Genomic DNA, 26,714 nt, shown 5'->3' with positions numbered 1-26,714 from the left:
GAGCAGCGGATGTGAAGCGGCGATGCGGAATGTGTGGGAATAGTTGCACTCTTGCAGAGGGGATTCCCTGGGATACTTGCTGCGCGTATCCCAGTACATTTGGCTGAGCGGAAAGAATATCATGCGTTAATTTGTTTCGCATAGCCGAATCGATCCGCTTCTCCCGTAAGTCCCTTCCGGGGAAGCCGTTTTTTACTTCCGATTGGAGGCACCCGCCCCGCAGCTCCTCCTCCGCACAGGCGACCTCCCCCTAATTGACAAATTTCGACTTCCTGCCTATAATGATAATAATAGTCACCCAAGGGGGATACTACGGATATGGATTTGGGGACCGGAATTTTATTTTAGGAGGAAGCAAGATGCTGCTATTGTCTAAGGAGGATATGAAAGAGGTATTCACAATGCGGGATGCCGTGGAAGCGGTGAAGGAATCTTTCCGGCTTTTTTCTGCCGGGAAGGGCGAGGCGCCGGGGCACGCGAATATACATGCACCGGAACATGGAGGATCTATGATGTATACGCCGTCTTTTGTGGAGGAGATGGATCTGGGGTGCCTCAAGGTCGTTAACGTAATACCGGAAAGTGGTGAAAAGGGAATGCCGCCATCACCGGCTCAGGTTATACTGATTGATTCTACGAATGGAATGGTTGTTTCCGTGCTGGACGGGCATTATGTGAATGAACTCCGCACGGGCGCAGTTTCTGGTGCGGCTTTTGACGTACTGGCAAATAAAAGATGTGAAAAGGGGGCTCTGATCGGAACCGGCGGCCACGCGGCCACGCAGCTGGAGGCAATGCTGACAGTGAGAGATTTGAATCAGGTTAAGGTATTTGATCAGGATAAAGACCGGCTTTGGGCATTTGTGGAGAAGATGAATCGGGAGCTGGGGGATTACGGAGCACAGATTCTGGCGGCTGAAAACTCGGATGATGCCGTGGAGGATGCGGATCTGCTGATTAGTGCAACTCCTTCCGTGGCGCCGGTATTCGATGGCAGAAAGGTGAAGAAGGGGGCCACTGTCAGCTGTGTCGGTTCTAACCAGCCTCATATGCAGGAACTGGATCCGGTCGTGCTGAAACGGGCATCCGGAATCTATTTTGATTCCAGGAAGGCAGTGCTGTCGGAGGCGGGGGATATTATTATACCTCTGGAAACAGGGCTGATCACAGAGGATGATTTTACCGGTGATCTGGGCGATGTGCTTTTGGGGGATATAGAGGGCCGCAGATCTGAGGAAGATATTATTGTTTTTAAGACAGTTGGAATCGGAACCCAGGATCTGGTAACAGCAAAAAAGATATATGATAAGGCGGTTGCGGCCGGAGTAGGGACATTCCTGGCGTAGGAGCAGCGAAGGGGTGCAAAAGCCTGGAAAAAGATTGGGAAAGGAGAGCGGTAAGAATGGCATATCCGCCGCTGAAGGGGCGGAAGGTGTGCCCGAATCTGTCTGCCGTAACAAGCAGACGGGCATAACAAGGTGATGAGATGCGGCTGTGTGAAAAGGCTGCAATAAAAGGAGAGAAAAATGCTGCAGGATGACAGAGTTTATCTGTTGAATAAAATCGGGTTTACAGATTCGGAGGCAAAAGTATACCTTGTTTTGCTGAAAAATGGGGGCATGACAGGATATGAGGCAAGTAAGTATTCGGCGGTTCCCCGTTCGAAAATTTATAATGTGCTGGAATCCCTTGTCATGAAAGGATTTATATTGTATTCTGAGGAGGAGTGTTCAAATCGTTACGCGGCAGTGCCGTTTGAGGAGATTTCAGGAAGGGTCAGGGATGAGACGGATAAGATCTTGAATCAGCTTGAGGAGCTGCTGCATGATTACAGGGCGGAGACGGATTTGGACAGATTCTGGCATATTCGGGAGTATGATAATGTGATCGCAGTATGCCGCAGCATTCTGAAGGATACACGTTCGGAACTACTGTTGCAGATCTGGGCAGAGGATCTGCCAAAGATACTCGAAGAGATACAGGAACTGGAGAAAAAGGGAATCCGCCTGGGGATCGTTTACTTTGGAGAAGAGCAGGACGAATTGCCGCTGGACCACTGCTGCAGACATGGAATGCTGGAAGAAAAGAAACAGGAGATGGGAGGGCGTTTTCTGACGTTGGTTTCCGATAAAAAGGAAGCGCTATTCGGCCAGATCGTCAGTGACGCTGTATCAGAGGTCATCTGGACAAAATCAAAGCCTATGGTCGCTATGGCGGCGGAATGTGTCCGGCATGACCTGTATTGTTATAAAGGCGCAGATTTATACAAAAGCCAGATACAGGAGGAACTGGGGATAGATAGCCGAAGTTTACGGGAAATATTTTGACAAAGAGAGGGTATGGAATGAGACAGGAAAGTACAAAAACAGAAGCAGATAGAGGAAGGGCTGTGGCGCTGCTGCCCATAGCCGTATTTCTTGTTATATTTCTGGGCGCGGGAATAGTGACCAAAGATTTTTATGCAATGCCGGCAATCGTAGGATTTTTGATAGCGCTGTTTGTGGCATTTATGCAGAATAAAACAGTAAGTTTTGGGGAAAAGATAAAAATCGTTGCATCAGGGGCAGGAGACGAGAATATTATCACAATGAGCCTGATCTTCTTATGTGCCGGCGGATTCTCCGGCGCTGTGACGGCGGCAGGCGGCGTGGAGAGCACGGTTAATTTCGGGCTCTCCATTCTTCCGGCAAGATTTGCCGTGGTTGGTCTGTTTGTGATTGGCTGCTTTATCTCGATTTCTATGGGAACTTCCATGGGGACGATTGCCGCTCTGGCTCCGATTGCAATCGGAATCTCGGAAAAGACAGGATTCTCTCTGGCAATCTGTATCGGTGCGGTCGTCTGCGGCGCCATGTTCGGAGACAACTTATCCATGATCTCGGACACGACCATTGCGGCAGTTAAGACACAGGGATGCGAGATGAAGGACAAGTTTAAAGCGAACTTTCTGCTGGTGCTTCCGGCCGCTGTTATTACAATTATTATTTTTCTGATTATTACCAGAGATGTACGTCTGAGCAGCACTACAATCATGGAGTATAATCTTTGGAAGGTGCTTCCTTATATATTGGTACTGGTGGGGGCGCTGATTGGAATCAATGTATTTCTGGTTTTGATCGGCGGCACGGTAATATCGCTGATTGTGGGTGTTGCAACAGGCAGTATAGCGGTGGCCGATTTGTTTAATGTAGTCGGAGACGGCGTGACCTCCATGTATGACATTACGGTAATCTCTATTATTGTTGCCTGCATTGTTGCTCTTGTAAAAGAATACGGGGGGATACATTTTATACTGAGACTGATTAAGAGCCGGATCAGAGGAAAACGAGGGGCGGAACTTGGCATTGCACTGCTTGCACTGTTTGTAGATCTGTGTACGGCTAATAATACGGTGGCGATTGTTATGGCAGGGCCGATTGCAAAGGAAATCAGTGATGAATATGAGATCGCCCCAAAACGTTCGGCCTCCCTGCTTGATATGTTTACCTCGGTGGGGCAGGGTATGATTCCTTACGGCGCACAGATGCTGTCGGCTGCAACCCTGACCGGCCTCACACCGTTCGATATCACCCCATATCTGTTTTACCCCATGCTGATGGCGGCGAGCGGAATTCTGTTTATTATATTTCGCAAACAAAATTGATAAAAACTAAAACATATGATATAATGCAGTGCAGTAACACAGCGAAGAAAGAAAAAGAGGGTAAGAGAATGAATCTATTATACAAAAGTACAAGGGATGCCAACAATACAGCGACCGCTTCCGAAGCAATTCTGAAGGGACTGGCCGAGGACGGCGGTCTGTTTGTGCCGGAGAGCATTCCAAAACTGGATGTAACAATGGACGACTTGAAGGATATGACCTATCAGGAGACTGCCTATGCGGTAATGAAGCAGTTTTTAACTGATTTTTCCGAAGACGAACTGAAGCACTGTATTAATTGCGCATATGACGAGAAATTTGACACAGAAGTAATTGCGCCGCTGGTCAAGGTGGGGGATACTTATCACCTGGAACTTTTCCACGGAGCTACCATTGCGTTTAAGGATATGGCACTTTCCATCCTGCCGCACCTGCTGACAACAGCAGCCAGGAAAAACCATGTAACAAAGGACATCGTCATTCTGACGGCAACCTCCGGGGATACAGGGAAGGCTGCTCTGGCGGGATTTGCGGATGTTCCTGGTACGAAGATCATTGTATTTTATCCAAAGGACGGTGTGAGCAGGGTACAGGAACTGCAGATGGTGACACAGAAAGGAAAGAATACATCCGTAGTTGCCATCCACGGCAACTTTGATAATGCCCAGAGCGGAGTAAAGGCTCTGTTCGAGGACCGGGAGCTGGAAAAAGAACTGGCTGATGCAGGATATCAGTTCTCTTCTGCTAACTCTATTAATATCGGCAGACTGGTGCCTCAGGTTGTGTATTATGTGTACGCGTATGCAAAACTTCTGCTGAATCAAGAGATTGAAGCGGGAGAAAAGATCAATGTGACCGTGCCCACGGGGAACTTTGGTAATATCCTTGCTGCATATTATGCAAAACAGATGGGGGTACCGATTGAGAAGCTGATCTGTGCATCCAATGAAAATAAAGTGCTGTTCGATTTCTTTAAGACAGGCAGATACGACAGGAACCGCGAATTTGTGCTGACCTCTTCCCCTTCTATGGATATACTTATTTCCAGCAATCTGGAGCGCCTGATTTACACGATTGCAGGCCAGGATGCACGGAAAAATGCCGCTCTCATGCAGCAGTTGAAGACAGAGGGGGCATACGAGATAACCCCGGACATGAAAGAAAAACTGGTTGATTTTATCGGCGGTTTTGCAGACGAAGAGGAGACAAAGGCGATCATCCGTGATACTTACCGGTCCACCGGCTATGTGATGGATACACATACGGCGGTAGCCGCCCATGTGTGCAAAGCATACAGGGAGGAGAGCCAAGATAGTGCAAAGGCGTTGATTGCATCAACTGCAAGTCCATATAAGTTTGCGAGAAGCGTTATGACAGCGATTGACGAGGGGTATGACGCCATGGATGAGTTCGCACTGATTGATGAACTGGAGAAAGTTTCCCAGGTTGATGTGCCTAAGGCAATCGAAGAAATCCGTAATGCAGAGATTCTGCATACAAGAGTATGCGATGCAGATAAGATGAAGGAAACCGTAAAAGAGATCCTGGGAGTAGAGGTGTAATATATGGAAGATATGTTTGGGGCGCTTAGCCTCCTGATATTTGGCTGTGGCATCTATGGGCTGTATGCTTATGTGAAGATGAAAAAGGACGGACACATTAATGAAATCCTGCTGCTTGGCAAGGGAATCACGGAACAGATGTGCAGCAACAAAGAGGAATTTGTTCAAAAAGCTCTCCCTGCTGTTCTTGTATTTGGCATTTTCACAACCCTGTATGGAGCGGTGGATGCAATCCATTACTTTATATTTCCTATGAAAGTTTTGGATCTGATTACTATGGTGGTATTTCTTATTGTATTGATCTGGTATATGGTATTTACAACCAAGCTGAAGAAGAAATACTTTGAGTAGTTAGTGAAACATTTAACGAGGAAGTTGCAAAAATACGGATAAAAAGATATAAAATATCAATAAAAAGATATATATTCAGCACGAAAATGCAAGATGCAATGCGGCATCTTGCATTTTCGCGCTTTTTTATATGCTTTTGCCCGAAAAAACGATGATAAATGAAACTGTGGCAGAGATGTCTTTCAATAAAACTGTTGACTTTTTATAACGAACATGAGATAATAGAACAAATTTCGATTTGAAGGAGGAAATTACACTATGTCAACAAAAGCATATTATCCAATTAGTGAAATTGGAAAAGGCAAACCAGGATTTTCAAAAACAAGATCCATTATTGAAGCAGCATTTTATGGAAACAATGTAGTTCCAGTTAACACATTAAAAGAGGCATACAATCTGGCGAAGAATTCTCCGGGAACAATCGTTACAGATATGCCCGTATATAGAGGTGAAGAATTTGGTCTGGATGCAGACGCTAAGGTGCTTTTATTCAATGACGGCGCAATTACAGGACGTTATGCCGCAGCACGCCGCATCGCAGGAGAACCTGGAGTAGACTGTGACAAATTAGACAAAGTGGCTATGGATGCTATCTACAGCGCCCGTTACAAAAAGTTGTATCATGCGACTGTATATGCAGGGCTTGACCCGGAATTCATGGTTAAGGTACACCTCCTGATTCCGGAAGGCGAAGAGAATATCATGTATTCCTGGATGCTGAACTTTCAGTATATGTCAGATGATTATGTAAAGATGTATAAAGAATCGGTTGCAGTTGGCGATGGAAAAGAACCAGACATCTATATCTTCTCCGATCCGCAGTGGACACCGGTTTCTCATCCGGGAGTTGACTACAGCTGCCTGAGCGATCCTCAGACACTGTGCTATTTCAACACAGATACCAACTGTGCATGCATCCTTGGTATGAGATACTTCGGAGAGCACAAAAAAGGAACACTTACTATGGTATGGGCGATTGCCAACCGCAACGGATACGCTTCCTGCCATGGCGGACAGAAAGAATACACACTGGCTGACGGAAGCAAATACGTTGCATCTGTATACGGTCTGTCAGGATCCGGTAAATCTACAATCACACATGCAAAGCATGACGGAAAGTACGATATCAAAGTTCTTCACGATGACGCTTTCATCATCAACACCGATACCTGTGCATCTATTGCGATTGAGCCGACTTACTTTGACAAGACGCAGGATTACCCGACAGGATGTGAAGACAACAAGTATCTGCTGACAGCGCAGAACTGCTCCGCAACACTTGACGAAGACGGAAAGATCCAGTTAGTAACAGAAGACGTAAGAAATGGTAACGGACGTGCTATCAAATCCAAATTATGGTCACCAAACCGTGTGGATAAGGTTGACGCTCCTGTTAACGCAATCTTCTGGATCATGAAAGATCCTACCATTCCGCCGGTAGTAAAATTAAAAGGAGCTTCCCTTGCATCCGTAATGGGAGCTACACTGGCAACAAAGAGATCTACAGCAGAGAGACTTGCTCCTGGCGTAGACCCGAACAAACTGGTAGTAGTACCATACGCAAACCCATTCAGAACCTATCCGCTGGCTAACGACTATGAGAAGTTCAAAAAATTGGTTGAAGAAAAGAACGTAGACTGCTACATCATCAACACAGGCGATTTCATGGGCAAGAAGGTACAGCCAAAAGACACCCTTGGAATCCTTGAAGCAATCGTAGAGAAAAAAGCAGACTTCCACAAATGGGGACCGTTCTCAGACATCGAGATCCTCGACTGGGAAGGCTTTGTACCGGATATGAATGATCCGGAATATGTCGGACAGCTGAAAGCACGTATGAACGACCGTGTCAACGAGATCAAAGCTTTCGAGACTGCAAAAGAAGGATATGACAAACTTCCGGATGATGCACTCGCAGCAATCCAGAAAGTAGTAGATGAGTTGAACTAACTCACGAGCTTTAGCCTCGGGAGTGGATGGGGGGGACGCCAAGCGGACTGTAAGACGCAGGGCTTCCCGCCTGTAAGGTCGGTTTAAATCCTGACCGCTTAACGAAGAAGATCTAATAGAGCCAGAGGCGCCCGGAATGAAACTTGATTTTGTAAATCAAGTTTCATTCCGGGCGTCTCTGGCTCTATTAGATCTTCTAATCGTCCGCTATATGGACGTTTTAAACCGACCTTACAGGCAGGAAGCCCCGCGCCTTACAGCCCGCTTGGCTGGCTCATCCAGCCGGCGGGAAAGACCGCGATCCCCCCGGTTGGGAACAGACGGGGGGCGGATGTATCCGGGCAGCCCATACACATCCGCTGGCCCCACTCCGGCATTCCCTCCGGGACGGTATTTTTACCTACCGGTCGGATGAGCCAGCCTGACGTGGGACGGGACGGGGGGCAGACGGAAGCATAGATCTGTTTGAGATACATATAGCGAGCTTAGCAGCAGTTAGAGGAAACACACAAAATCAGCCGGAGAAAAGTTGCTACCGAAGCAACTTTTCACTACGCCTGAGCCGTCCAATCATCAGATTGGGCGGTGAATGCGTAGGATTCCGGCTGATTTTGTGTGTTTCCTCTTACTGCTGCTTAGCACAGCGGCCAGTATTCAAACAGATCTATGCTTCCGTCTGCCCCCCGTCCCGTTCGACGTCAGGCGTTCCCTCCTCCGTTTACAAGAATACGTCAGCCGCCTTATCGTTCTGGCAGATTTTGTTCATTTTTTTGAATGCCATTTTTGTTTTTAAGTTGCCGAGATAACGTGCCTTTTGCTTACAGATACGGATGCACTTATGGCAGGTGATGCATTTCTTTTTGTTTATCTTTTTGGGGCTCTCGGCTGATATTGCACCTGCCGGACAGGACTTGGCACAGGCTCCGCATTCTGTACAGCGGTTTACGTCTACCTTTGGACAGAGCGGGGCACGGCGGTACTTTCTGTATGGCGTATTGCCTGGAACCTGGATGTTAAATTGATCGAAGGATTCTTCCTTCTTGATGCGGCGGTTCAGCTGAATACCATAGTCTGCAATGATTTTCATGTCCGCTTTGTTCGGACGGCCGAGACCGGCGGAGCGTACAATGGAATGTTCTGTGGGGAATGCGGCGGCGCCGATTACTTTGAATCCGCGGTTTTCTACTTCTGTTTTGAGTTCCAGAAGCGCATCCTCATATTCACGGCATCCATATGTAGCGACCAGGGCGGCAGGAGTGTTGTCCCCGCTCAGGCCGTCAAAGTATTCCAGAAATGTTTTCGGCACGCGGCCGCTGTATACAGGAATACCAAATAAAACAAAATCATCTTTTTTAAACTGAAGAGGCGCTCTTTTCTCTTTGTGGATCGTAAGGTCAAAGGAGACGGATTTTAGATCAATATTTCTCGCAACTTCCATGATGACCTTTCGTGTTGTGCCTGTTGGACTGAAATAGACAAGCTTTAACTCATTCATTTTCATAAATTAAGACTCCTTTATCGAAATAAGTATACCATTAACTATATCATATAACAGCATAAAATGCACGGTTTCGAAATAAGAAATAATCACAAAAAAAGGAAATAAAAATAGCCATTAATAGCAGTTGTAAATTTTAGATAAATGGGGTATAATACTTTTAAAGAAAACCTGGAATGTTCGATAACCCTGTTATTTTGAACCTACAATACTTTAAACGGGATTCTTATATTTCTGTAATATGTCAAGCCTCCGATTAGCAGTGGAAGACAGAAAAGCAGATGCGGTTGCCCACCTAGCTGCGGCTAGGAGTCAAAATACAGGACCGGCATTTTGGGGAAACTTACTAAAGATAAAGACAGCTGTCAGCGTGCAGCTGTCTTTTTCTTTATCTTATCAGATAGTTCACCTGTTTCATATAAGGGGATGGAAGCGGTTATACTATTTCTAACAGAAATTATGGGAATGCCGTTAAATAGGGGATTCAGGGCTCTTTAGCTTGAATAAATTCTATCTTTATGGTATGATTTGAAAAGTTTATTAATAGGATAGGCAGGAGAACAGGATGAAGGGAAGAGTGAAAAATATTACACGAAAAATCAATAGACTGGCTTCTATATTGGGTTCACACCATACAGGGGCGTATGCGGCGCAGGCGGCATATTTTTTCGTGCTGTCTTTAATTCCTATTATACTGCTGCTTCTGACAATGGTACAGTTTACTCCGGTAACACGGCAGGATGTGATGTCTGCAGTAACGCAGGTGTTTCCAACGACTGTGGAAGGGCTGATCTCCTCCATCGTGGATCAGGTATACCGGCAGTCCAGTACGATCATTCCGGTGACCATAATCGTAGCTCTGTGGTCTGCGGGAAAGGGCGTGCTTGCGATGACATCGGGTATGAATTTGATTTATGAGAATACAGAGACCAGAAATTATTTTTACCTGAGGCTGCGTGCCTCCTTTTACACAGTCATATTCTTACTGGCGATCGTATTATCTCTGTCGCTTTCTGTATTCGGCAATAGTATTAGTATCATAGTATATAAGCATGCCCCGGTATTGACGACGATTATGGATTTTTTGATCCGTATCAGAACACTGTTGACTCTGGTGGTTCTGACTTTATTCTGGGATATGGTCTATAAGTACCTGCCTAACAGGACTAACCTGTCCAAGACAACCATGAAACAGCAGCTTCCGGGTGCGGTGTTTACTTCCTGCGGATGGCTGTTAATTTCCTTTATATTTTCCGTTTATCTGGATATTTTCACAGGATTTTCCAGTATGTACGGCAGCCTTACAACAATTATACTGATCATGCTGTGGCTGTATGTCTGCATGTATGTCATTCTCCTTGGCGGAGAACTGAACGCCCTGCTGGAAGGCCTGGAGGAGAGACGAGAAGACAGAATGAGAAAATAAGAAAATCCTTGACAATAAAAAACCTTGTGATACAATAATAAAGTAAATCCGATATAATATAAGATATATCAGAATAGAAAAAAGCGATAACCGTGTATAGTAGAGAACCATTTTCTATCAGAGAGAGAAAATCACTGGCTGCAAGTTTTCTTTAGTTCAGATGGCAATCGAAATTCCCACGATAGCTGCATTTTTGAACCAACAGTAGAGAATGCCGTATGTTGTACGTTACACAAAGCTAAGAGCCTGCAGGAATACTGTGGGAATTAGGGTGGTACCGCGAGTGTAGAACTTCGTCCCTTTCCGGGGATGGAGTTTTTTTATGATATAGGAAATTCCTTTGGAATTTCCTATATCATAAAAAAACTCCGGGGGATGCACACGCCGCGATAAGGTATATAGCCGCAAGGCGGCATCGCAGCGGCGCCAAAGTGTGCAAGCCCCTCATGAGTGAGGGGATGGGGAATTAAGGTGGGCTTGCCCACTTTGTTCTCTTAATTGGAAAGATCGCCTATAAGATAAAAAGGCCCTCCCGGCGGGATACCCTAATGATTTTGGGATGTTTGATTAAAAAGAGATACAGGTGAAGCGCTGTCTGAGACGCAGTTTATGAGAGACTGCTGCGTCCGCTAAGAAAGGAGAATGCTAAATGAAAGAGAGATTGGAGCGAATCAAAGAGGAAGCGATTGCACAGATTCAGGCATCGGATGTTCCGGAGAAATTGAATGATGTGCGGGTTAAATTCCTTGGAAAGAAAGGGGAGCTGACCGCTGTCCTGAAGGGAATGAAAGATGTGGCGCCGGAGGACAGGCCGAAGGTGGGGCAGCTTGTGAATGAGACAAGAGCGGCGATCGAGGCCGTGCTGGAAGAGTCCAAAACAAAGATGGAACGTATTCTGAGGGAAGAGAAGCTGAAAGCGGAAGTCATTGATGTGACACTGCCCTCTAAGAAAAATATGGTTGGCCACAGACATCCGAACACAATAGCCCTGGAAGAAGTGGAAAACATTTTCGTGGGTATGGGCTACGAGGTTGTGGAAGGCCCGGAAGTAGAATATGATCTGTACAATTTCGAGAAGCTGAATATTCCGGCGGACCATCCGGCAAAGGACGAACAGGATACCTTCTATATCAATAAAGAGATTGTACTGCGTACCCAGACTTCTCCGGTACAGGCGCGTGTGATGGAACAGGGGAAACTGCCGATTCGCATGATTGCACCGGGCAGGGTATTCCGGTCTGATGAAGTGGATGCGACACATTCTCCGTCTTTCCACCAGGTTGAGGGGCTTGTCATTGATAAAAACATTTCCTTCGCCGATTTAAAGGGCACGCTGGAGGTATTTGCAAAAGAATTGTTCGGACCGGATACAAAGACCAAATTCCGTCCGCACCATTTCCCGTTCACGGAGCCAAGCGCGGAAGTGGATGTGAGCTGCTTCAAATGCGGCGGCAAGGGATGCCGATTCTGCAAGGGCAGCGGGTGGATTGAGATTCTCGGCTGTGGAGTGGTACATCCGCATGTACTGGAAATGTGCGGCATAGACCCTGAGGAATATTCCGGCTTTGCATTTGGTATGGGACTGGAGCGTATTGCCCTGTTAAAATATGAAATCGACGATATGAGGCTGCTGTATGAGAATGACATCCGTTTCCTGAAACAGTTCTAGAACAGACAGCGGGTATGGAAAGTATATTGGATAATATGAAGAAGCAGAAAGAGAGGAAATAAGATTGAATACTTCATTATCATGGATTAAAGCGTATGTTCCTGATTTGGATGTAACTGCGCAGGAGTATACAGATGCAATGACATTGTCCGGAACAAAGGTAGAAGGCTACGAAGTGCTGGATGCGGATCTGGACAAGATTGTGATCGGACAGATCGACAAGATTGAAGGACATCCGGACGCAGATAAGTTAATCGTCTGCCAGGTGAATGTAGGGAACGAAATATTACAGATTGTTACTGGTGCGGACAATGTCCACGAGGGGGATAAGGTACCGATTGTGCTGGACGGCGGAAGAGTGGCCGGAGGACATGACGGTTCTAAGACTCCCGGAGGAATTAAGATTAAAAAGGGCAAACTCCGCGGCGTGGAGAGCTGCGGGATGATGTGCTCCATTGAGGAACTGGGCTCCACGAAGGAAATGTATCCGGATGCTCCTGAAAGCGGTATCTATATTCTGCCTGAGGATGCGGAGATTGGGGCCAGTGCGGTGGAGGCATTGGGTCTCAATGATGTGGTTTTCGAGTATGAGGTGACATCAAACAGAGTGGACTGCTACAGCGTGATTGGAATTGCAAGAGAAGTTGCGGCTACATTTCGCAAGGAATTTCATCCTCCTGTTGTAAAAGAGACAGGCAACGAAGAGGACGTCAACGATTATATAAAGGTAAGCGTGGAAAATACAGACCTCTGTCCGCGTTACTGTGCAAGAGTTGTGAAAAATATTAAGATCGGCCCGTCACCGGAATGGATGCAGAGAAGGCTGGCATCTGTGGGAATCCGCCCGATCAATAATCTGGTCGATATTACGAACTATGTAATGGAAGAGTACGGACAGCCGATGCATGCCTATGATCTGGATACCATTGCGGGACGCCAGATTGTCGTTAAGACCGCACAGGATGGGGACAAGTTCACCACCCTTGACGGGCAGGAAAGAAAGCTGGACAAAGATGTGCTGATGATCTGCGACGGCGAGAAAGAGATCGGCATCGCGGGAATCATGGGCGGGGAAAATTCCATGATAACAGACGATGTACAGACGATGCTGTTTGAGGCGGCCTGCTTCGACGGGGTAAATATCCGGAAGTCCAGCAAGAGAGTAGGGCTGCGCACGGATGCATCCGGCAAGTTTGAAAAGGGACTGGATCCGAACAATGCCAAAGCTGCAATTGACCGTGCCTGCCAGCTGGTAGAAGAGATGGGGGCAGGAGAAGTAGTGGGCGGAACCGTAGATGTATACGGGAAAGTAAAAGAACCGGTCAGAGTGCCCTTTGACGCTGCAAAGATCAATGCATTGCTGGGAACAGAGATAGCAGAAGAGGAAATGCTTGGTTATTTCGGAAAAATCGGCCTGGAATATGACGCCGCAGCAAAAGAAGTGATTGCACCAACCTTCCGTCACGATTTGTTCTGCCTGGCGGATCTGGCAGAGGAAGTTGCCAGATTTTACGGATATGATAACATCCCGACCACTCTGCCCAGCGGAGAGGCAACGGCAGGAAAGCTCTCCTTTAAGCTCAAAGTGGAAGAAGTGGCAAGAGACATTGCAGAATTCTGCGGTTTCAGCCAGGGAATGAGTTACTCCTTTGAAAGTCCGAAAGTATTTGATAAATTACTGCTTCCGGCGGATTCTGTGCTCAGAAAAACAGTAGAGATCATGAACCCGCTCGGGGAAGATTACAGTGTCATGCGAACAACATCCCTGAACGGAATGCTGACCTCGCTGGCAACAAACTACAACCGCAGAAACAAAGACGTACGTCTGTATGAATTAGGTAATATTTATCTTCCGAAGCAGCTTCCCCTGACAGAACTGCCTGAGGAACGTATGCAGTTTACACTGGGAATGTACGGGAACGGTGACTTTTTCAGCATGAAGGGCGTAGTGGAAGAATTTTTTGAGAAAATCGGCATGAAACAGAAAGAAACCTACGACCCGAATGCCGGGAAGCCATATCTTCATCCTGGCCGTCAGGCAAACATCATTTATGAGGGCAAAGTCGTTGGATATCTTGGTGAGGTACATCCGGAGGTGGCCGACCATTACGGGATCGGAGAGCGTGCATATGTTGCAGTGATTGATATGCCGGAGATACTGGAGTATGCTACATTTGACAGAAAATATTACGGAATTGCAAAGTATCCTGCGGTTACCAGGGACATCAGTATGGTGGTTCCGAAGAACATCCTGGCGGGACAGATTGAAGAAGTCATCGAGAAGAAGGGAGGCTCTTATCTGGAGCGTTATGCGCTGTTCGACTTGTATGAGGGAGCCCAGATTAAACCTGGTTTCAAATCAATTGCATATTCTATCGTATTCCGTGCAAAGGACAAGACTCTGGAGGAATCTGATGTGGCAGCAGCCATGAAGAAGATTCTGAGCGCGCTGGAGGAGATGGGAATCGAACTGAGACAGTAGGGTGTGTTAAACCATCCATGTGCCCGGCTGAGTGTCCCGCCTGATGGGGCTTTCAGACGGGCACAGTGAATTAAAAACACATTTTGTACTTTCTATATATTAATAGAAGAAAGGCAGATCACATGAAAAAGAAAAATCATACTGCGGAGATTATAATTGCAGTTGTTATTGCGGCAATCCTGATCGTGGCAGTCTTTGCCAGGCTCGTGGTGAGAACTTTATTTTATACGGCGGACCCTTCCGTGCAAGAGTCCTCGGAGTGGGTTCTGACCGGAGGGAATATGTCAATCACGCTGCCAACGGAGCCGTATGTGGGGATTGTCAGTGTCTACGGCACAATCGAACCGCAGGCCAGGACCGGTATGTTCGACCAGCCGCAGAGCTACCAGCATCAGGCATTGATGGACTATATCGATGCCATGATGTATGATTCAAATAACAGCGGGATTCTGCTGGATGTGGATTCACCGGGTGGAACAACCTACGAGGGTGTGGAACTCTATGACAAGATTGCAGAGTATAAAGACACAACGGGACGGCCGGTATGGACATACATGAATCATTACGGCGCCTCCGCCGCTTATTATATTGCTGCGCCCTCGGACAGGATTGGCGCGAATAAAGGAACCTTGACGGGATCCATCGGGGTGATTATGTCCGGCTACGATCTGTCCGGTTTGTATGAGAAGCTGGGTATCAAATATTACAGTGTGACAACCGGGGACAACAAAGACATGAGCAGTCCCGACGAGGAACAGCTGGAGATCTACCGGGATATTATTGAGGAAGAATATGACCGATTCGTAGGCGCTGTGGCCCAGGGCAGAGGGATGCCGGAAAAAGCGGTCAGAGAACTGGCTGACGGACGCCCCTATTCCGCACAGCAGGCCCTGGATAACGGTCTGATTGATGAGATCACCACATTTGAGGATCTGGCCGTGGAAATGCAGTATGAGGTTGGCAACACTACATTTTACCAGCCGGATATGAAAGAGACGGCGCTGGCCTCTCTTTTTGGCAGGGCGGAAGATATCCTGCCAAAATCGGACATGCAGGTGCTGAGCAGTCTGACAGAAAAATACGGGAGCGGCGTCCTGATGTCCTATGCAGGGCAGACGGTTCCCGAATAGCAGAAAGAAGGATTTAAAGTTGAAGACAAGTGATTTTTATTATGAACTGCCGCAGGAGCTGATAGCCCAGGACCCGCTGGAGGACAGATCCGGTTCCAGACTACTGGTTTTGGATAAAGAGACCGGAGAGACGAAACACCGGCATTTCAAAGACATCATTGAATACCTGAACCCGGGGGACTGTCTGGTGATCAATGACACCAAAGTGATACCTGCCAGACTGATTGGCTCCAAAGTAGGCACGGATGCAAAGATAGAGGTACTGCTGCTGAAACGGAAAGAAAATGATGTGTGGGAGACCCTTGTGAAACCGGGCAGAAAGGCAAAACCTGGGACGAAAATCAGTTTCGGGGATGGTATCCTGATGGGCGAAGTGGTGGATGTAGTGGACGAGGGAAACCGGCTGATACATTTTGCGTATGAAGGTATATTTGAGGAAATACTGGACCGGCTGGGGCAGATGCCGCTTCCGCCTTATATTACACATCAGCTGCAGGATAAGGATCGGTATAATACGGTGTATGCCGTGCATGAAGGCTCCGCTGCGGCGCCTACGGCCGGGCTGCATTTTACCCCGCAGCTTTTGGAGGACATCGGAAAAAAGGGCGTGGATATCGCCAGAGTAACACTCCATGTGGGGCTGGGGACTTTCCGGCCTGTAAAGGTGGAGGAAGTCACGGATCATCATATGCATTCCGAGTTCTATCTTATTGATGAAGATGCTGCGGATAAAATCAACCGCGCGAAGGAACAGAAAAAACGCGTGATCTGCGTTGGGACGACCAGCTGCAGGACCATAGAGTCTGCAGCAGGGGAGGATGGAAGGCTGAAGGCGTGCAGCGGCTGGACGGAAATCTTTATTTATCCGGGTTATCGGTTTCAGGTGCTGGATGGACTGATCACGAATTTCCACTTGCCGGAATCAACTTTGATTATGCTGGTGTCTGCACTGGCGGGAAGGGAGCATGTGCTGGCGGCTTATGAGGAGGCAGTCAGGGAAGAATACAGATTTTTTAGTTTTGGCGATGCTATGCTCATACTATAACACCAAAAATAAACTGTACAGTTGACACAAAAAACAGCCAGGAGGTTAGTTCTCCTGGCTGTTGCTGTCTTCGGAATAGATAAATTCGTGCCGCAGACCGTTCTTAAAAACAATGCTGCCTATTTTGCCGTCAGTATTGATTGTGATGGAATCAAGTATTGAGTTGAAGAACTCCTTCAGTATGAGTGGGTCCGTGCTGACTGCCAGTTTCCGATAGTTGATATAGGAACTGCCTGACAGCTTCTTGGAAAGGATAAAGGCGGTAGCCTGACGTACAAAATCTTCATCCGATATGGAGCGTTCCATGCGCTCATAGTTGGTTATCTCTACAAGCCGGGCTTCGGCTTCGCTGTAAGCCTCTGCAATACGATTCTTTTCAGTGATGTATTCCTGCTCAGTCATGGAATCCTCAGAATACATATAAAGCCGCTTTAGGCGTTCCATAGCTCTTTCCAGGCGTTGCTTCTCTTTGCTTAGCTTTGTAACTTCTGGGTTGGCGGAAGGTTTACGCATTTTCTTCTTCATGCCGGCTTTTACATTCTGCGGAAGATTTGATGATAGCACAGTATACATATCATTGAGACTATCTTGATCCAGATGGTCCACAGCATCAAACACCTTGCCGTATAGTAAAAGTCGCTGCAAATCCGCAGCAGATTGCACCAGTTGAAAGTTACGCTGGGCGTTCAGCATGTTCATGATGAAATTTAGCACAAATTCGCCGATAGAGGAATCTGTGGTATCGCGACATCCCTCTGAAACATGCCGCCGCTTGGAAGGGCATAGATAGATGGACGGCCGCCAACCATCACCGGCCAGTTTCTTACCAACGCTGCTGGTTAGCATATTGCCACAGTTCTCACAGTATATTAGTCCGCTGAAAACATGGATGTTCTTCCGGTTCACGGTATTGTTTGCGGTCGATTTGGACCGGGCGTTTCTATTCAAACGGGCGATCAGCTTCTCTTGCCGTTCTATGGGGAACAGCGAGGCATGATGATTCTCAAACACAATGAAGTCCTCCTCCTTGTTCGGAAGCTGCGTTCCTGTACTTAAAGATGTTTGATTGTAAACATACTTCCCAGTGTTGAAAGGATTCACAAGAACTTTCCTTACCTGAACTGGACTCCAAAGATTACCTGCCCGTGATCGGTAGCCCATTTCGTTTAGTTTTCTGGATACGAATACAAGAGAGTTTGATGCTTCGTACAGGTCGCACATGAGTAAAGCAACCTTCTGTTCTTCCGGATTAATTGAAAACTCTTTCTGCTCATAGTCATAGGAATAGCCATAAGGAACACGCCCGCCGTTCCATTTGCCGCTTGCGGCTCTGGAAATCATAGTGGCTGCTACACGTTCCGATGTGGTCTTACGCTCCAGTTCGGCAAATACCAGGATGATTTTTAGCATAGCCTCACCCATTGCTGTAGAGGTATCGAATTGCTCATTTTTGCTGATGAAAGCTACGTCCAGCTTTTTCAGTTCTTCATACATATAGGCAAAGTCCAAAAGGTTCCTGGAAATTCGGTCCAGTTTCCAAACAAGCACATGCGAAAACAGACCAGCACGAACCATCTTCATCATCTTCTGATAGCCGGGCCTGTCAGTATTCTTTGCCGAGAAACCGGCATCCTCAAAAATCTCAAAGTCTTCTATTCCCAGAACGTACTTGCAGTAATTTATAAGTTCCTCCCGCTGAAGCGGAAGGGAATCTTTGTCAACCTGATAATGCGTTGATACCCGGATGTATATTGCCACTCGCCGGAAAGAATCCGACATTAGGGTTTTCATCAATTCTCTCTTTGCCATAGTGTCAGTACCCTCCGTTATCTTCCAGCAGAAAGGGCATTGGAAAAAGCGATTTGCCACTCCACCAGTTTAGTAAATGCAAATTGATATTCCTCTCCGGAAGCGGTAGCAACCGAAAGAATTTTACTGAAAAGCCGTTTCTTTTCTTGCACGTCTTTAATCTCGCTGATTGGTATATCAAATTCATAGCTGCCCTGGGTAAGATTCACAAGAACTCCCATAGCTGCTATTTTCGCCAGGCTATGCTTAGAATATATGAATCTCTGGTTTGTAAGCATAGCATGACCGTTTTCTACAAATGCACCTTTTATGCGGTTGCAGGTGCCTTGAATGATGATTTTTTCTTCCATGGTAAACCTCCTGGCATTGGTTAATAGGCAATGGCAAAGGATTGTCCTATGGACTGTCCGTGTGACAATCCCTGGAAAATCCGCTGTAACCAGTACCATCACCAGTACCAGTACCATTACCTTAAAAAGAATAAAAATGATATAGTGCGAAAATTCAAATTAGAACGGATGTTCGGGAGGGGGGGGGTAGAAGTTGTTGATAAATTATCTACTGCATCCCGCAGCCCATCGTATGTAGTCTTCACCGGAGATAAAGACAGAAGCGAACTGAGCGTAATACTCTTTTGTTCACCACATTGTCTGTCCAGAACAGAAGTCGGAAGCAGATAAAATTCCCACTGCTCCAACTGCAAAGGAGATTCGTTCCTATCCTTGCTTGCGTACAGGCAAAAGACATACAGATCAGACCAACGCTTCACGTCATCGCTGAAGTCGTTCTCGGCATCCCAGGAACGGGCTGGCCTGATACTGAATTGAACACGGGATAACTTTTCAGTATTCCAGCTTTGAAGATAAGCAGAGCACTTGACTTCAATTTTTCTGCCGGATTCAGTAAGCAGGTCATAAGCAGTCCAGTCTTCCCTTGCCTTTGTAGTGTCGATTCCAACGGCTGAAGCAACGATAAATTCAGCCAGAGCACCACGAAGGGTATTGTTGAGAAGGTCGGAAGAGTTCCAGGCCCAGAAGTCGTTGAGAAGTATACCTACTGGCATCCCCTCATAGGTAAAATGTTCGTTACCGGTTAATGTTTGCATTTTCACACCTCCAATCATGCAAAAAATAAAAGCGGCAAAATGATTTGCCGCCGTTTCTTGTTGAGCCAGGGAAACAGGAAAAGAATTGCCTGGCGATATATGACCATAATAGACATGACCTATCTCATGGAACACATGGTATATTATCTCCAATAGCGGCAGGCTGTCATTGTAAGCAATCACATAAGAATCAAGACGGTTGCTGTAGAACGAAAATGCTCTGCGGCTGAAAAGCCTTTGCAATCGTCTGGAAGATAGTTCCATTCTGCCGGAGATAGACCGATATGCAGCAATGTGAAGATCACGGTCTATTTGTCCTCGAATTTTTTTACCGCATCTTGGCGGGAAGCAGAATCTTTAGGATTCCATTTATCCTGACCCGAAGCGGCGATTTTAATGTCTGCCTGCTGGTATTTTTCCAGTACGGTCCATATAACCTTTTTATCACTCTCATTAGCGTTTGAATAGCAACAGATAAGTTCCTCTATTTCTCCGGAAAGAGACTGTCTAGTCGGAACTGAAGTCAGTCCGAGAAGGTAATCGGTGCTCACATTTAAGGCTTCTGCAATGGAAACCACTAAGTCAATGCGTGGCATCCGTTTAGCATCGCCAAGATACCGGGAAATCGTTGCTTCTGTTGTGTGTGCCATTTCTGCAAGCATTCTTTGGCTTATACCTCTCTGCTTTAGCAGATTGTATAGAATGACTGAAAAACTCTGCATAATATCACCTCTCCCGTATCTTAACCTAAACTTACCGAATAGTAAATAATACTTACATAAAATATAATTTTATTATTGACAATTACCGATAGGTAAGTTATGATGTTGTCATAATCAATAAAACAAAGGAGGTGCAAGAATGGATACTACAAGGCTCCGGGAACTCCGGGCCGGAAGACGTGTCTCCCTCAAGACGCTGGGGGATGTGATTGGCAAATCAATAGTTTCCTACAGCAAGAAAGAGCGGGGAGAAGTAAAGTTCCAACCAGACGAAGTTGTGGCGTTATCTAATTTCTACGGTCTAACCTATGACGAGATGAACGCTATTTTTTATGACAACAACTTACCGAACGGTAACTTTGAGGACTTGAATAAAATTCTTTCGGGCCTCGGTATCATTTGAGTTTAGTTTAGCAGATAAGGAGAAAAAAGAACATGGATGTTGGATGTGAGAATACGGGCATAAGCATCTACTTCCAGTGCAGGATTTTGGCGGCAAAGCATAATGAAAATCTCAAAAGCAGAGAAAGCGCATCGGAGTATTTCGGAATATCGGTTTCTTCCCTTGCGAATTACGAGAGAGGAATCACGGTTCCGCCTATGGATCTGGTGATGATGATGTCGGAAGTTTACAACGCTCCGCAATTAAAGAATTTGTATTGTTTGAACCAGTGTCCGCTCGGAAAAGAGCAGCCTATATCAGCAAAGGTGAAAACACTGGAGGAAGTTACGGTAAGCATAGTAGCAAAGCTGGATGAAGACGAAGTGAGCGATATGAAACGGCAGTTACTTCAGATTGCAGAAGACGGAAAAATCTCTCCTGAAGAAGAGGAGGATTTCAGGGAAGTGTCAGTGCAACTGGATAAACTGGCGGTTGCCATCAGCGAATTGAAGCTGCTTAAACAGAAACTATTGAGAAAAGGGTAGTGGTTTAGTGGAGGTTAAGAATACAGAAAAATACCTGGAAAGAGAGTTTGGCATAAAGAGCGAAGAGGAACTGGAAGAGGCTATCAGGAGGGTTAGCGATATTGATATCGGCTTATTTGTCACACCGATTTTCTGGGAAAAGCAAAGGAGTGTAGCACAGTGAGTGTTAGTAGAAAAAGCATAAGTGTTCAATCACAGATGTGCGGAGACACACAAATAGTGGTTCTGGTTATAAGAGAACAGAACAGAGATTTGAAACGGGCAGTGGCTAGAACCAGAAGAAGACTGAAAAGGGCGGCGTTAAAGTTCGGAAAATGTTTGAGAAGGAACTGGTTGTATATCTTGATTGGACTGTGGCTCACATGGAAAGCCATTGATGCAGCATACGAGTTCAGAGGATACAGAGCCATAGGCGGAGAGTATTTGGTATTGCCTATGTTTTTGGCATTGGTAGTAATGATTAGAAAGACGGTTAGTTTTATTGAATATTGCAGGGAGGGCTAAAAGATGTGTGAAATATGCAGACAGACACCATGCAACAGCAGATGTCCAAACGCTCCAGAACCGGAGCCGGTAGAAAAATGCTTGAAGTGCGGTGACGGGATATACCAGGGCGATGAATATTTCGATGGGCCGGATGGGCCGATATGCGAGAACTGCATGGAAGATATGAGTTATTCAGAAGTCCTGGAAATAATCGGAGAAAAAATGAAAGTGGCAGAGGTGGCGTAAATGGAGATAAATGAGAACGGCCTGCCGGTTTTTCCTGAATTGAATTTTGAGGAGAAGAGACACATCTATACGATAAACGGACAGATTCTTCCGAGTGTGACAACGGTAATGCGTCCGCTCGACAATGAAGTTTATCGGGGGATTGATGAAGATGTAATGAAAATGGCAGCCGACAGGGGAACAGCAATACATAATGCGGTTGAGAACTATGTTATTTACGGCATAGAGGATATAGAGAGGAAGCACCGGGGGTACTTTGACGGATTCCTGAGATTTTGGGAAGAAAACAATCCGGAGCCGCTGGCAACGGAGAGCCGGTTATACCACAAGATTTTGAGGTATGCAGGAACAGCAGATTTGCCGTGCGTGATCGGCGGAAAAAGAATTTTGATTGATTACAAGACATCGGCGGCAGTAAACAAAATGCTGACCGGAGTTCAGTTAGAAGCCTACGCGAAGGCTTACAGCAGCCATGGATTCAAATTTGATGAAAAGGCGATTGTTCACTTAAAGAATGATGGTTCGTACCAGATGGTTAGATATAAAGCGAATGACATGGAAAGCTGGGAAGTATTCAGTTCCCTCATGGTGGTATGGAACCATATTCAAAAATACAAATAGGAGGTCACAGAGATGGCAAAGGAAGCAAAGTTACTGGTGATATTGGATGAAAAAGGAATTCACACAGAGGTGAAAGGTTCGGCTCCAGATGTTATGTTCATGGCAGAAACGGCATTGACGGCATCCAGGGAGGCTCTTGAAAAAGTAAAGCCGATTAGCCATGAAGATGCAATGAAACTTATGGATACGGCTATTGAAAGCTATCAGACGGAAGCAAAGTACGGACCGGAAGTAGCGGCGGCCAGAGCATTTATGGAATTTTTGATGCACTGTTAGGAGGAAAAGCATGGGTAAAGAAGTTACGGAATCAGTAGTAGCAACGATTGAAGTTCCAACCGAAGCGGCGAAAGAGGTAGAGATTAAGCAGGAGGTTGGTCTGGTGGAGACACGGGCAAAGGAAATGATAATCTCCACAGATGAAGAATATGAGAAGGCGGCTGAGTTCGGTCAGCAGATTAAGGCGAAAGCGAAGGTAGTTACGGATTTCTTCAAGCCGATGAAAGATTCTGCATACCAGGCACACAAGGCGGTATGCGACAGGGAGAAGACGATGCTGAAGCCCCTTCAGGATGCAGAGAAGACCCTGAAAAAGAGCATGACGGCATATTTGCAGGAAAAGGAACGCAAGCGGAAGGAACTGGAAGTCAAGCTGCAAAGAGAAGCTGAAGCAGAACGGGAGAGAATGCTGAATGAGGCGGCATCACTGGAAGCAGAAGGGAAGACTGAGGAAGCGGAAGCGGTTCTTATGGACGCACAGGTGACAGAGAGCGTAGCCACTAAAGCTGTGGTTACTATGGATGTGCCGAAAGCAAAAGGTGTGAGCAGTAGCAAAGACTGGGAGATTGAAGATATCGACAAAGAAAAAGTTCCTGTGAACTTTGCAGGAGTGGAAATCAGACCTGTAGATGAAAAAGCAATCATGCGTCTTATTCGGGCATCTAAAGGAAGCATCCAGATACCCGGAATTAAGTACAAAGAAACCATGAAAATGAGTATCAGGAGGTAATAGGGTATGGCAGAGAATGCGTTGAGCGTTGTGAAGTATGATGCAGGCGGCGTGGAGATTAAGCTGGAACCGGAAACCGTCAAGAATTACCTGGTGAGGGGGAATGGTAAGGTCACGGACCAGGAAGTGTTGTTCTTTATCCGGACCTGCCAGGCACAGAAATTGAATCCACTGGTGTACGGAGAAGTGTACCTGATTAAGTTCGGGAACGAACCGGCGCAGCTTGTGATAGGAAAAGAAACCTACATGAAGAGAGCGTTCAAAAACCCGAACTACAGCGGAATGAAATCCGGGATTGTGGTTCAGCGTGGAGAAGATATCGTCCAGAAAGAAGGAACATGCCTGTATCCTTCAGAAACTCTTCTCGGCGGATGGTGCAGAGTGTATCACGAACTGAACGGTAAGGAAACTGAGACATTCAAAGAAGTCTCCCTGGCTGAGTATCAGAAGTTTAAAGATGGTAAGCCGATGGCGAACTGGGGGAGCAAGCCATGCACGATGATTGAAAAGGTGGCAGTATCCCAGGCGGTAAGGGCGGCGTTCCCGGATGATTACCAGGGATTGTACACGGCAGAGGAGTTCGGGTATACGGACCGGGATGCTGAGAAGGGGCAGGTTATCGACAATGGAGCCACAGGACCAGTGGATGATGTTCAGGAAGCAGTAGTATACATCTCCCAGGATCAGCGGCAGGAGTTCCTAGAATTGGCATCTGGATTCTATGGCAAGAAGAAAGGAGCGGCGGTAGTAAAATTCATCTGCAACAACATGGGGCTGGAATCCACTACTAATATGACTGTTGAGCAGTTCGAGGAGGCTATGGAAACTCTGAGGAACGGAATTGAGGCAGACAAGAAGAAAATGAAGGAGCAGGAAGAGAATGGCTCCGCAGAGAATCCAGAAAACGTAAATGAGTAATGTGCAGTGGCGGCGGGGTAAATCCTACCGCCACGATAAAGGTGGTGATGTTGTTGGCATGGATCAGTGTACATGACCATGTGGATGGTGGGAAACTGAGAGAACTTGCAAAGGAAATAGGATGTTCCAAAAAGGAAGCACTTGGAATCCTGGTTTCAATGTGGTTATGGGGCCTGAAGAATGCGGACAGAACCGGCAAGTTGAGAAGCTGTGATAAGAATGATATTGCGGAGGAAGTGACAAAGGGGATAAGCGATGGGCTTGACCCACACAGAATTGTAGACAATCTTATCAGCCAGCATTGGATTGATGAAATGGAGGATGGTTCATTATATCTGCATGATTGGGATGTATGGCAGGAGCAGTGGTATAAGTTCCTGAGTACAAAAGAATATGATGCGGAGCGGAAGCGAAAAGAGAGAGCCAGGAAGAAGGCAGAGGCTCAGAAAGCAGAGAATCTACCGGAAAGTCCACAGGAAAGTCCACAGGAAAGTCCATCGGACAGTCCACCGGACAGTCCACCGGACAATCCGCCGGAAAAGCCTAAAAAGGCGAAGAAACCGGCAAAGAAGAAGCCAGAGAAAAAGCAGTATGCAGATTTTGTTTCCCTGACAGAAGATGAATACGGGAAACTGGTATACGGATACGGGCAGAGGGCGGCAGATAAATTTGTGGAAGTTCTGAACCTGTATAAAGGCTCAACCGGGAAAACATACAGGAGCGATTACATGACGATTCTGAACTGGGTAATAAGTAAAGTGGAGAAAGAAAACCCAGGGATAATTCAACGGCCTGCGCCGGATATACCGGCATCCAATAAGCAATCAGAGGATAGTAACCCATTCGGGCAATGGAAGGAGTAGATAACGTGGTAAGCAGTATAGTGGAAAGCGTAGTTGCTGGATTGGCTAAAGAATCATATATGAAAGACGGCGATTATATCGGAGATGATGGGATGCTTTGCTGTGGCAAGTGCCATACCAGAAAGGAAAGAGAGATAGATTTCCTTGGAATGGGTAAGCGGAAGGTTGCCATTATGTGTAAATGTGAAGCGGATGCTCTGGAAGCCCGTAAAGAGAGGGAGCGCAAGGAGGAAGAGATGCATAGCATCCGGAGGGCGAGAATCAGTAGCATGATGGATGAAACCTTCCAGACAGCCACTTTTGATAATTTCCGGAAGAACAGCGGAAATGAAAAACACCTGAGTATCGCACAGAATTACTGCAAAGAGTTCAAGAAGATGTATGAGAATAACCAGGGGCTTCTCTTCTATGGAACGGTAGGAACCGGGAAAAGCTATACGGCTGCCTGCATTGCAAATTATCTGCTGGAACATAGTACCTCAGTTGTGATGACTTCCTTTGTCCGGATTTTGCAGGAAATGCAGGGATTTGAGCGGGAAAGAGAGGAGGCGTTCACTAACCGGCTGAATAGTGTACGCCTCCTCATAATTGATGACCTGGGAGCAGAGAGGAGCACAGACTATGCGCTGGAAAAGGTGTACGGAATAATTGACAACCGATACAGGGCAAAGAAGCCGCTTATTTTGACAACCAATCTGACGTTGAGCCAGATGCAGGCGGCAAGTGACATCCGTTATGAACGCATTTATGACAGAGTTTTTGAGATGTGCTACCCTCTTGAATTTAAGGGAATTTCCTGGAGGAAGAGGGAAGCGGCGCAAAGATATGAAGAGACTAAGAGGTTACTGGAGGGATGATATGGACAGTAAAAGCATTGGATTGAATATCAAGAGAATCCGGGAAGACCGGAAAATCTCTCAGAAAAAGTTAGGAGAGTTGGTAGGAAAAAGCGAGAGTGCAGTAGGAAACTATGAAACAGGGAGCACGGATATTCCCTGCTCTGTACTGCTGAGTATGGCGGAAGTTCTGGAATGTGGGCCGGAGGAATTTTTCGGAGTAAAGCATGATGACTTCAATCCACTGGCAGAACTGCGGATATACACCCAGGAGGACCGGCAGGCGGTATCCGGAATCCTGGTTAAGAACGGATATACAGTTAGGCAGATAAAGGTTCCGAGAGAAAAGGGTAAGAGCAATTACCTTTGCCTTCAGGCTAAGTTGGAAGAATCAAGCCTGGAAAGTCAGTAAGGAGAAA

Annotated in this window: 28 protein-coding genes, 1 other RNA gene and 1 other annotated feature; of the genes, 24 read left to right on the top strand and 5 right to left on the bottom strand. The window is 46.5% G+C overall.

Annotation, left to right across the window (positions count from 1 at the left end):
- Positions 1–359: 359 nt before the first annotated feature.
- The 6 genes from ARB69_RS01680 (at position 360) to ARB69_RS01655 (ending at position 7,506) form a co-directional block, all read left to right on the top strand.
- Complete coding sequence (locus ARB69_RS01680; RefSeq protein ID WP_050639764.1) at positions 360–1,346, top strand: ornithine cyclodeaminase; 987 nt, start codon at positions 360–362, stop codon at positions 1,344–1,346.
- A gap of 180 nt (positions 1,347–1,526) precedes the next feature.
- Complete coding sequence (locus tag ARB69_RS01675) at positions 1,527–2,327, top strand: TrmB family transcriptional regulator (protein WP_055150342.1); 801 nt, start codon at positions 1,527–1,529, stop codon at positions 2,325–2,327.
- Positions 2,328–2,344: 17 nt separating this feature from the next.
- Positions 2,345–3,643 (top strand): Na+/H+ antiporter NhaC family protein, encoded by a 1,299-nt coding sequence (locus ARB69_RS01670; RefSeq protein WP_050639766.1) that lies wholly within the window; start codon positions 2,345–2,347, stop codon positions 3,641–3,643.
- 68 nt (positions 3,644–3,711) lie between these two features.
- Positions 3,712–5,205 (top strand): threonine synthase, encoded by a 1,494-nt coding sequence (gene thrC, locus ARB69_RS01665; protein ID WP_055150339.1) that lies wholly within the window; start codon positions 3,712–3,714, stop codon positions 5,203–5,205.
- A 3-nt stretch (positions 5,206–5,208) separates the two neighbouring features.
- Entirely contained in the window at positions 5,209–5,556 is a 348-nt protein-coding gene (locus tag ARB69_RS01660; protein WP_050639768.1) for a hypothetical protein, read from the top strand.
- A gap of 258 nt (positions 5,557–5,814) precedes the next feature.
- Complete coding sequence (locus ARB69_RS01655; protein WP_050639769.1) at positions 5,815–7,506, top strand: phosphoenolpyruvate carboxykinase (ATP); 1,692 nt, start codon at positions 5,815–5,817, stop codon at positions 7,504–7,506.
- A 718-nt stretch (positions 7,507–8,224) separates the two neighbouring features.
- Here the strand turns inward: ARB69_RS01655 and ARB69_RS01650 are convergent.
- Complete coding sequence (locus ARB69_RS01650) at positions 8,225–9,007, bottom strand: EFR1 family ferrodoxin (RefSeq protein WP_055150336.1); 783 nt, start codon at positions 9,005–9,007, stop codon at positions 8,225–8,227.
- A gap of 162 nt (positions 9,008–9,169) precedes the next feature.
- On the opposite strand from ARB69_RS01650, the gene ssrS reads away from it, so the two are divergent.
- The 6 genes from ssrS (at position 9,170) to queA (ending at position 16,756) form a co-directional block, all read left to right on the top strand.
- A non-coding RNA gene (gene ssrS / locus ARB69_RS25605) (6S RNA) lies at positions 9,170–9,348 on the top strand.
- A 221-nt stretch (positions 9,349–9,569) separates the two neighbouring features.
- Complete coding sequence (locus ARB69_RS01645) at positions 9,570–10,430, top strand: YihY/virulence factor BrkB family protein (protein WP_050639771.1); 861 nt, start codon at positions 9,570–9,572, stop codon at positions 10,428–10,430.
- Positions 10,431–10,507: 77 nt separating this feature from the next.
- Positions 10,508–10,734 (top strand) — a binding site (T-box leader).
- A 345-nt stretch (positions 10,735–11,079) separates the two neighbouring features.
- Entirely contained in the window at positions 11,080–12,099 is a 1,020-nt protein-coding gene (pheS, locus tag ARB69_RS01640) for a phenylalanine--tRNA ligase subunit alpha (RefSeq protein ID WP_050639772.1), read from the top strand.
- Positions 12,100–12,163: 64 nt separating this feature from the next.
- On the top strand, positions 12,164–14,581 hold the full coding sequence (pheT, locus tag ARB69_RS01635) for a phenylalanine--tRNA ligase subunit beta (protein ID WP_055150333.1): 2,418 nt from the start codon (positions 12,164–12,166) through the stop codon (positions 14,579–14,581).
- 122 nt (positions 14,582–14,703) lie between these two features.
- The gene (gene sppA / locus ARB69_RS01630) at positions 14,704–15,711 is read left to right on the top strand and encodes a signal peptide peptidase SppA (protein WP_055150330.1); all 1,008 of its coding nucleotides are present in this window, start codon (positions 14,704–14,706) and stop codon (positions 15,709–15,711) included.
- A 19-nt stretch (positions 15,712–15,730) separates the two neighbouring features.
- Positions 15,731–16,756 (top strand): tRNA preQ1(34) S-adenosylmethionine ribosyltransferase-isomerase QueA, encoded by a 1,026-nt coding sequence (queA, locus tag ARB69_RS01625; RefSeq protein ID WP_055150327.1) that lies wholly within the window; start codon positions 15,731–15,733, stop codon positions 16,754–16,756.
- Positions 16,757–16,801: 45 nt separating this feature from the next.
- Here the strand turns inward: queA and ARB69_RS01620 are convergent, their stop codons facing one another.
- The 4 genes from ARB69_RS01620 to ARB69_RS01605 form a co-directional block, all read right to left on the bottom strand.
- A complete protein-coding gene (locus ARB69_RS01620; RefSeq protein ID WP_055150324.1) occupies positions 16,802–18,565 on the bottom strand; it encodes a recombinase family protein in 1,764 nt (587 codons plus the stop codon).
- A gap of 17 nt (positions 18,566–18,582) precedes the next feature.
- Entirely contained in the window at positions 18,583–18,915 is a 333-nt protein-coding gene (locus ARB69_RS01615) for a GRAM domain-containing protein (protein ID WP_055150321.1), read from the bottom strand.
- A gap of 116 nt (positions 18,916–19,031) precedes the next feature.
- Positions 19,032–19,805 carry an ImmA/IrrE family metallo-endopeptidase gene (locus ARB69_RS01610; protein ID WP_157355591.1) on the bottom strand — a complete coding sequence of 258 codons (774 nt, stop codon included), beginning with the start codon at positions 19,803–19,805 and terminating at the stop codon, positions 19,032–19,034.
- A gap of 173 nt (positions 19,806–19,978) precedes the next feature.
- Positions 19,979–20,392: a helix-turn-helix domain-containing protein gene (locus tag ARB69_RS01605; RefSeq protein WP_055150315.1), complete on the bottom strand. Its 414-nt coding sequence runs from the start codon at positions 20,390–20,392 to the stop codon at positions 19,979–19,981.
- Between the two features lie 139 nt (positions 20,393–20,531).
- On the opposite strand from ARB69_RS01605, the gene ARB69_RS01600 reads away from it, so the two are divergent.
- From ARB69_RS01600 to ARB69_RS01550, 12 genes are read left to right on the top strand one after another with little or no spacing between them, the layout of a single operon-like run.
- On the top strand, positions 20,532–20,795 hold the full coding sequence (locus ARB69_RS01600; RefSeq protein WP_055150312.1) for a helix-turn-helix domain-containing protein: 264 nt from the start codon (positions 20,532–20,534) through the stop codon (positions 20,793–20,795).
- Between the two features lie 32 nt (positions 20,796–20,827).
- Complete coding sequence (locus tag ARB69_RS01595) at positions 20,828–21,319, top strand: helix-turn-helix domain-containing protein (RefSeq protein WP_055150309.1); 492 nt, start codon at positions 20,828–20,830, stop codon at positions 21,317–21,319.
- Between the two features lie 7 nt (positions 21,320–21,326).
- On the top strand, positions 21,327–21,482 hold the full coding sequence (locus tag ARB69_RS26550; RefSeq protein ID WP_157355589.1) for a hypothetical protein: 156 nt from the start codon (positions 21,327–21,329) through the stop codon (positions 21,480–21,482).
- Positions 21,479–21,823, top strand: coding sequence for a hypothetical protein (locus ARB69_RS01590; protein ID WP_055150306.1), 345 nt, complete (start codon positions 21,479–21,481; stop codon positions 21,821–21,823). The genes ARB69_RS26550 and ARB69_RS01590 overlap by 4 nt, the downstream gene beginning before the upstream one ends.
- A gap of 3 nt (positions 21,824–21,826) precedes the next feature.
- Complete coding sequence (locus ARB69_RS01585; protein ID WP_055150303.1) at positions 21,827–22,051, top strand: hypothetical protein; 225 nt, start codon at positions 21,827–21,829, stop codon at positions 22,049–22,051.
- Positions 22,052–22,672: a hypothetical protein gene (locus ARB69_RS01580; protein ID WP_055150300.1), complete on the top strand. Its 621-nt coding sequence runs from the start codon at positions 22,052–22,054 to the stop codon at positions 22,670–22,672. It begins immediately after the preceding gene.
- Between the two features lie 12 nt (positions 22,673–22,684).
- Positions 22,685–22,948, top strand: a complete 264-nt coding sequence (locus tag ARB69_RS01575; protein WP_055150297.1) for a hypothetical protein — start codon at positions 22,685–22,687, stop codon at positions 22,946–22,948.
- A gap of 10 nt (positions 22,949–22,958) precedes the next feature.
- On the top strand, positions 22,959–23,678 hold the full coding sequence (locus ARB69_RS01570; RefSeq protein ID WP_055150294.1) for a hypothetical protein: 720 nt from the start codon (positions 22,959–22,961) through the stop codon (positions 23,676–23,678).
- Between the two features lie 6 nt (positions 23,679–23,684).
- A complete protein-coding gene (bet, locus tag ARB69_RS01565) occupies positions 23,685–24,596 on the top strand; it encodes a phage recombination protein Bet (RefSeq protein ID WP_055150291.1) in 912 nt (303 codons plus the stop codon).
- 53 nt (positions 24,597–24,649) lie between these two features.
- On the top strand, positions 24,650–25,459 hold the full coding sequence (locus tag ARB69_RS01560) for a hypothetical protein (protein ID WP_157355586.1): 810 nt from the start codon (positions 24,650–24,652) through the stop codon (positions 25,457–25,459).
- Positions 25,460–25,464: 5 nt separating this feature from the next.
- Positions 25,465–26,316 (top strand): ATP-binding protein, encoded by an 852-nt coding sequence (locus ARB69_RS01555; RefSeq protein ID WP_242857495.1) that lies wholly within the window; start codon positions 25,465–25,467, stop codon positions 26,314–26,316.
- Between the two features lies 1 nt (position 26,317).
- Complete coding sequence (locus ARB69_RS01550) at positions 26,318–26,707, top strand: helix-turn-helix domain-containing protein (protein WP_055150282.1); 390 nt, start codon at positions 26,318–26,320, stop codon at positions 26,705–26,707.
- The last annotated feature ends 7 nt before the right edge of the window (positions 26,708–26,714 follow it).

The organism is Faecalicatena contorta (assembly GCF_001404335.1).
GTDB lineage: Bacteria > Bacillota > Clostridia > Lachnospirales > Lachnospiraceae > Faecalicatena > Faecalicatena contortus_B.
This window is presented reverse-complemented; position numbering and strand designations above follow the sequence as displayed.

Coding starts and splice junctions, on each gene's coding strand:
- ARB69_RS01680 (WP_050639764.1), top strand. CDS start 360: ATGCTGCTATTGTCTAAGGAGGATATGAAAGAGGTATTCACAATGCGG.
- ARB69_RS01675 (WP_055150342.1), top strand. CDS start 1,527: ATGCTGCAGGATGACAGAGTTTATCTGTTGAATAAAATCGGGTTTACA.
- ARB69_RS01670 (WP_050639766.1), top strand. CDS start 2,345: ATGAGACAGGAAAGTACAAAAACAGAAGCAGATAGAGGAAGGGCTGTG.
- thrC (WP_055150339.1), top strand. CDS start 3,712: ATGAATCTATTATACAAAAGTACAAGGGATGCCAACAATACAGCGACC.
- ARB69_RS01660 (WP_050639768.1), top strand. CDS start 5,209: ATGGAAGATATGTTTGGGGCGCTTAGCCTCCTGATATTTGGCTGTGGC.
- ARB69_RS01655 (WP_050639769.1), top strand. CDS start 5,815: ATGTCAACAAAAGCATATTATCCAATTAGTGAAATTGGAAAAGGCAAA.
- ARB69_RS01650 (WP_055150336.1), bottom strand. CDS start 9,007: ATGAAAATGAATGAGTTAAAGCTTGTCTATTTCAGTCCAACAGGCACA.
- ARB69_RS01645 (WP_050639771.1), top strand. CDS start 9,570: ATGAAGGGAAGAGTGAAAAATATTACACGAAAAATCAATAGACTGGCT.
- pheS (WP_050639772.1), top strand. CDS start 11,080: ATGAAAGAGAGATTGGAGCGAATCAAAGAGGAAGCGATTGCACAGATT.
- sppA (WP_055150330.1), top strand. CDS start 14,704: ATGAAAAAGAAAAATCATACTGCGGAGATTATAATTGCAGTTGTTATT.
- ARB69_RS01620 (WP_055150324.1), bottom strand. CDS start 18,565: ATGGCAAAGAGAGAATTGATGAAAACCCTAATGTCGGATTCTTTCCGG.
- ARB69_RS01615 (WP_055150321.1), bottom strand. CDS start 18,915: ATGGAAGAAAAAATCATCATTCAAGGCACCTGCAACCGCATAAAAGGT.
- ARB69_RS01605 (WP_055150315.1), bottom strand. CDS start 20,392: ATGCAGAGTTTTTCAGTCATTCTATACAATCTGCTAAAGCAGAGAGGT.
- ARB69_RS01600 (WP_055150312.1), top strand. CDS start 20,532: ATGGATACTACAAGGCTCCGGGAACTCCGGGCCGGAAGACGTGTCTCC.
- ARB69_RS01595 (WP_055150309.1), top strand. CDS start 20,828: ATGGATGTTGGATGTGAGAATACGGGCATAAGCATCTACTTCCAGTGC.
- ARB69_RS01585 (WP_055150303.1), top strand. CDS start 21,827: ATGTGTGAAATATGCAGACAGACACCATGCAACAGCAGATGTCCAAAC.
- ARB69_RS01580 (WP_055150300.1), top strand. CDS start 22,052: ATGGAGATAAATGAGAACGGCCTGCCGGTTTTTCCTGAATTGAATTTT.
- ARB69_RS01575 (WP_055150297.1), top strand. CDS start 22,685: ATGGCAAAGGAAGCAAAGTTACTGGTGATATTGGATGAAAAAGGAATT.
- ARB69_RS01570 (WP_055150294.1), top strand. CDS start 22,959: ATGGGTAAAGAAGTTACGGAATCAGTAGTAGCAACGATTGAAGTTCCA.
- bet (WP_055150291.1), top strand. CDS start 23,685: ATGGCAGAGAATGCGTTGAGCGTTGTGAAGTATGATGCAGGCGGCGTG.
- ARB69_RS01550 (WP_055150282.1), top strand. CDS start 26,318: ATGGACAGTAAAAGCATTGGATTGAATATCAAGAGAATCCGGGAAGAC.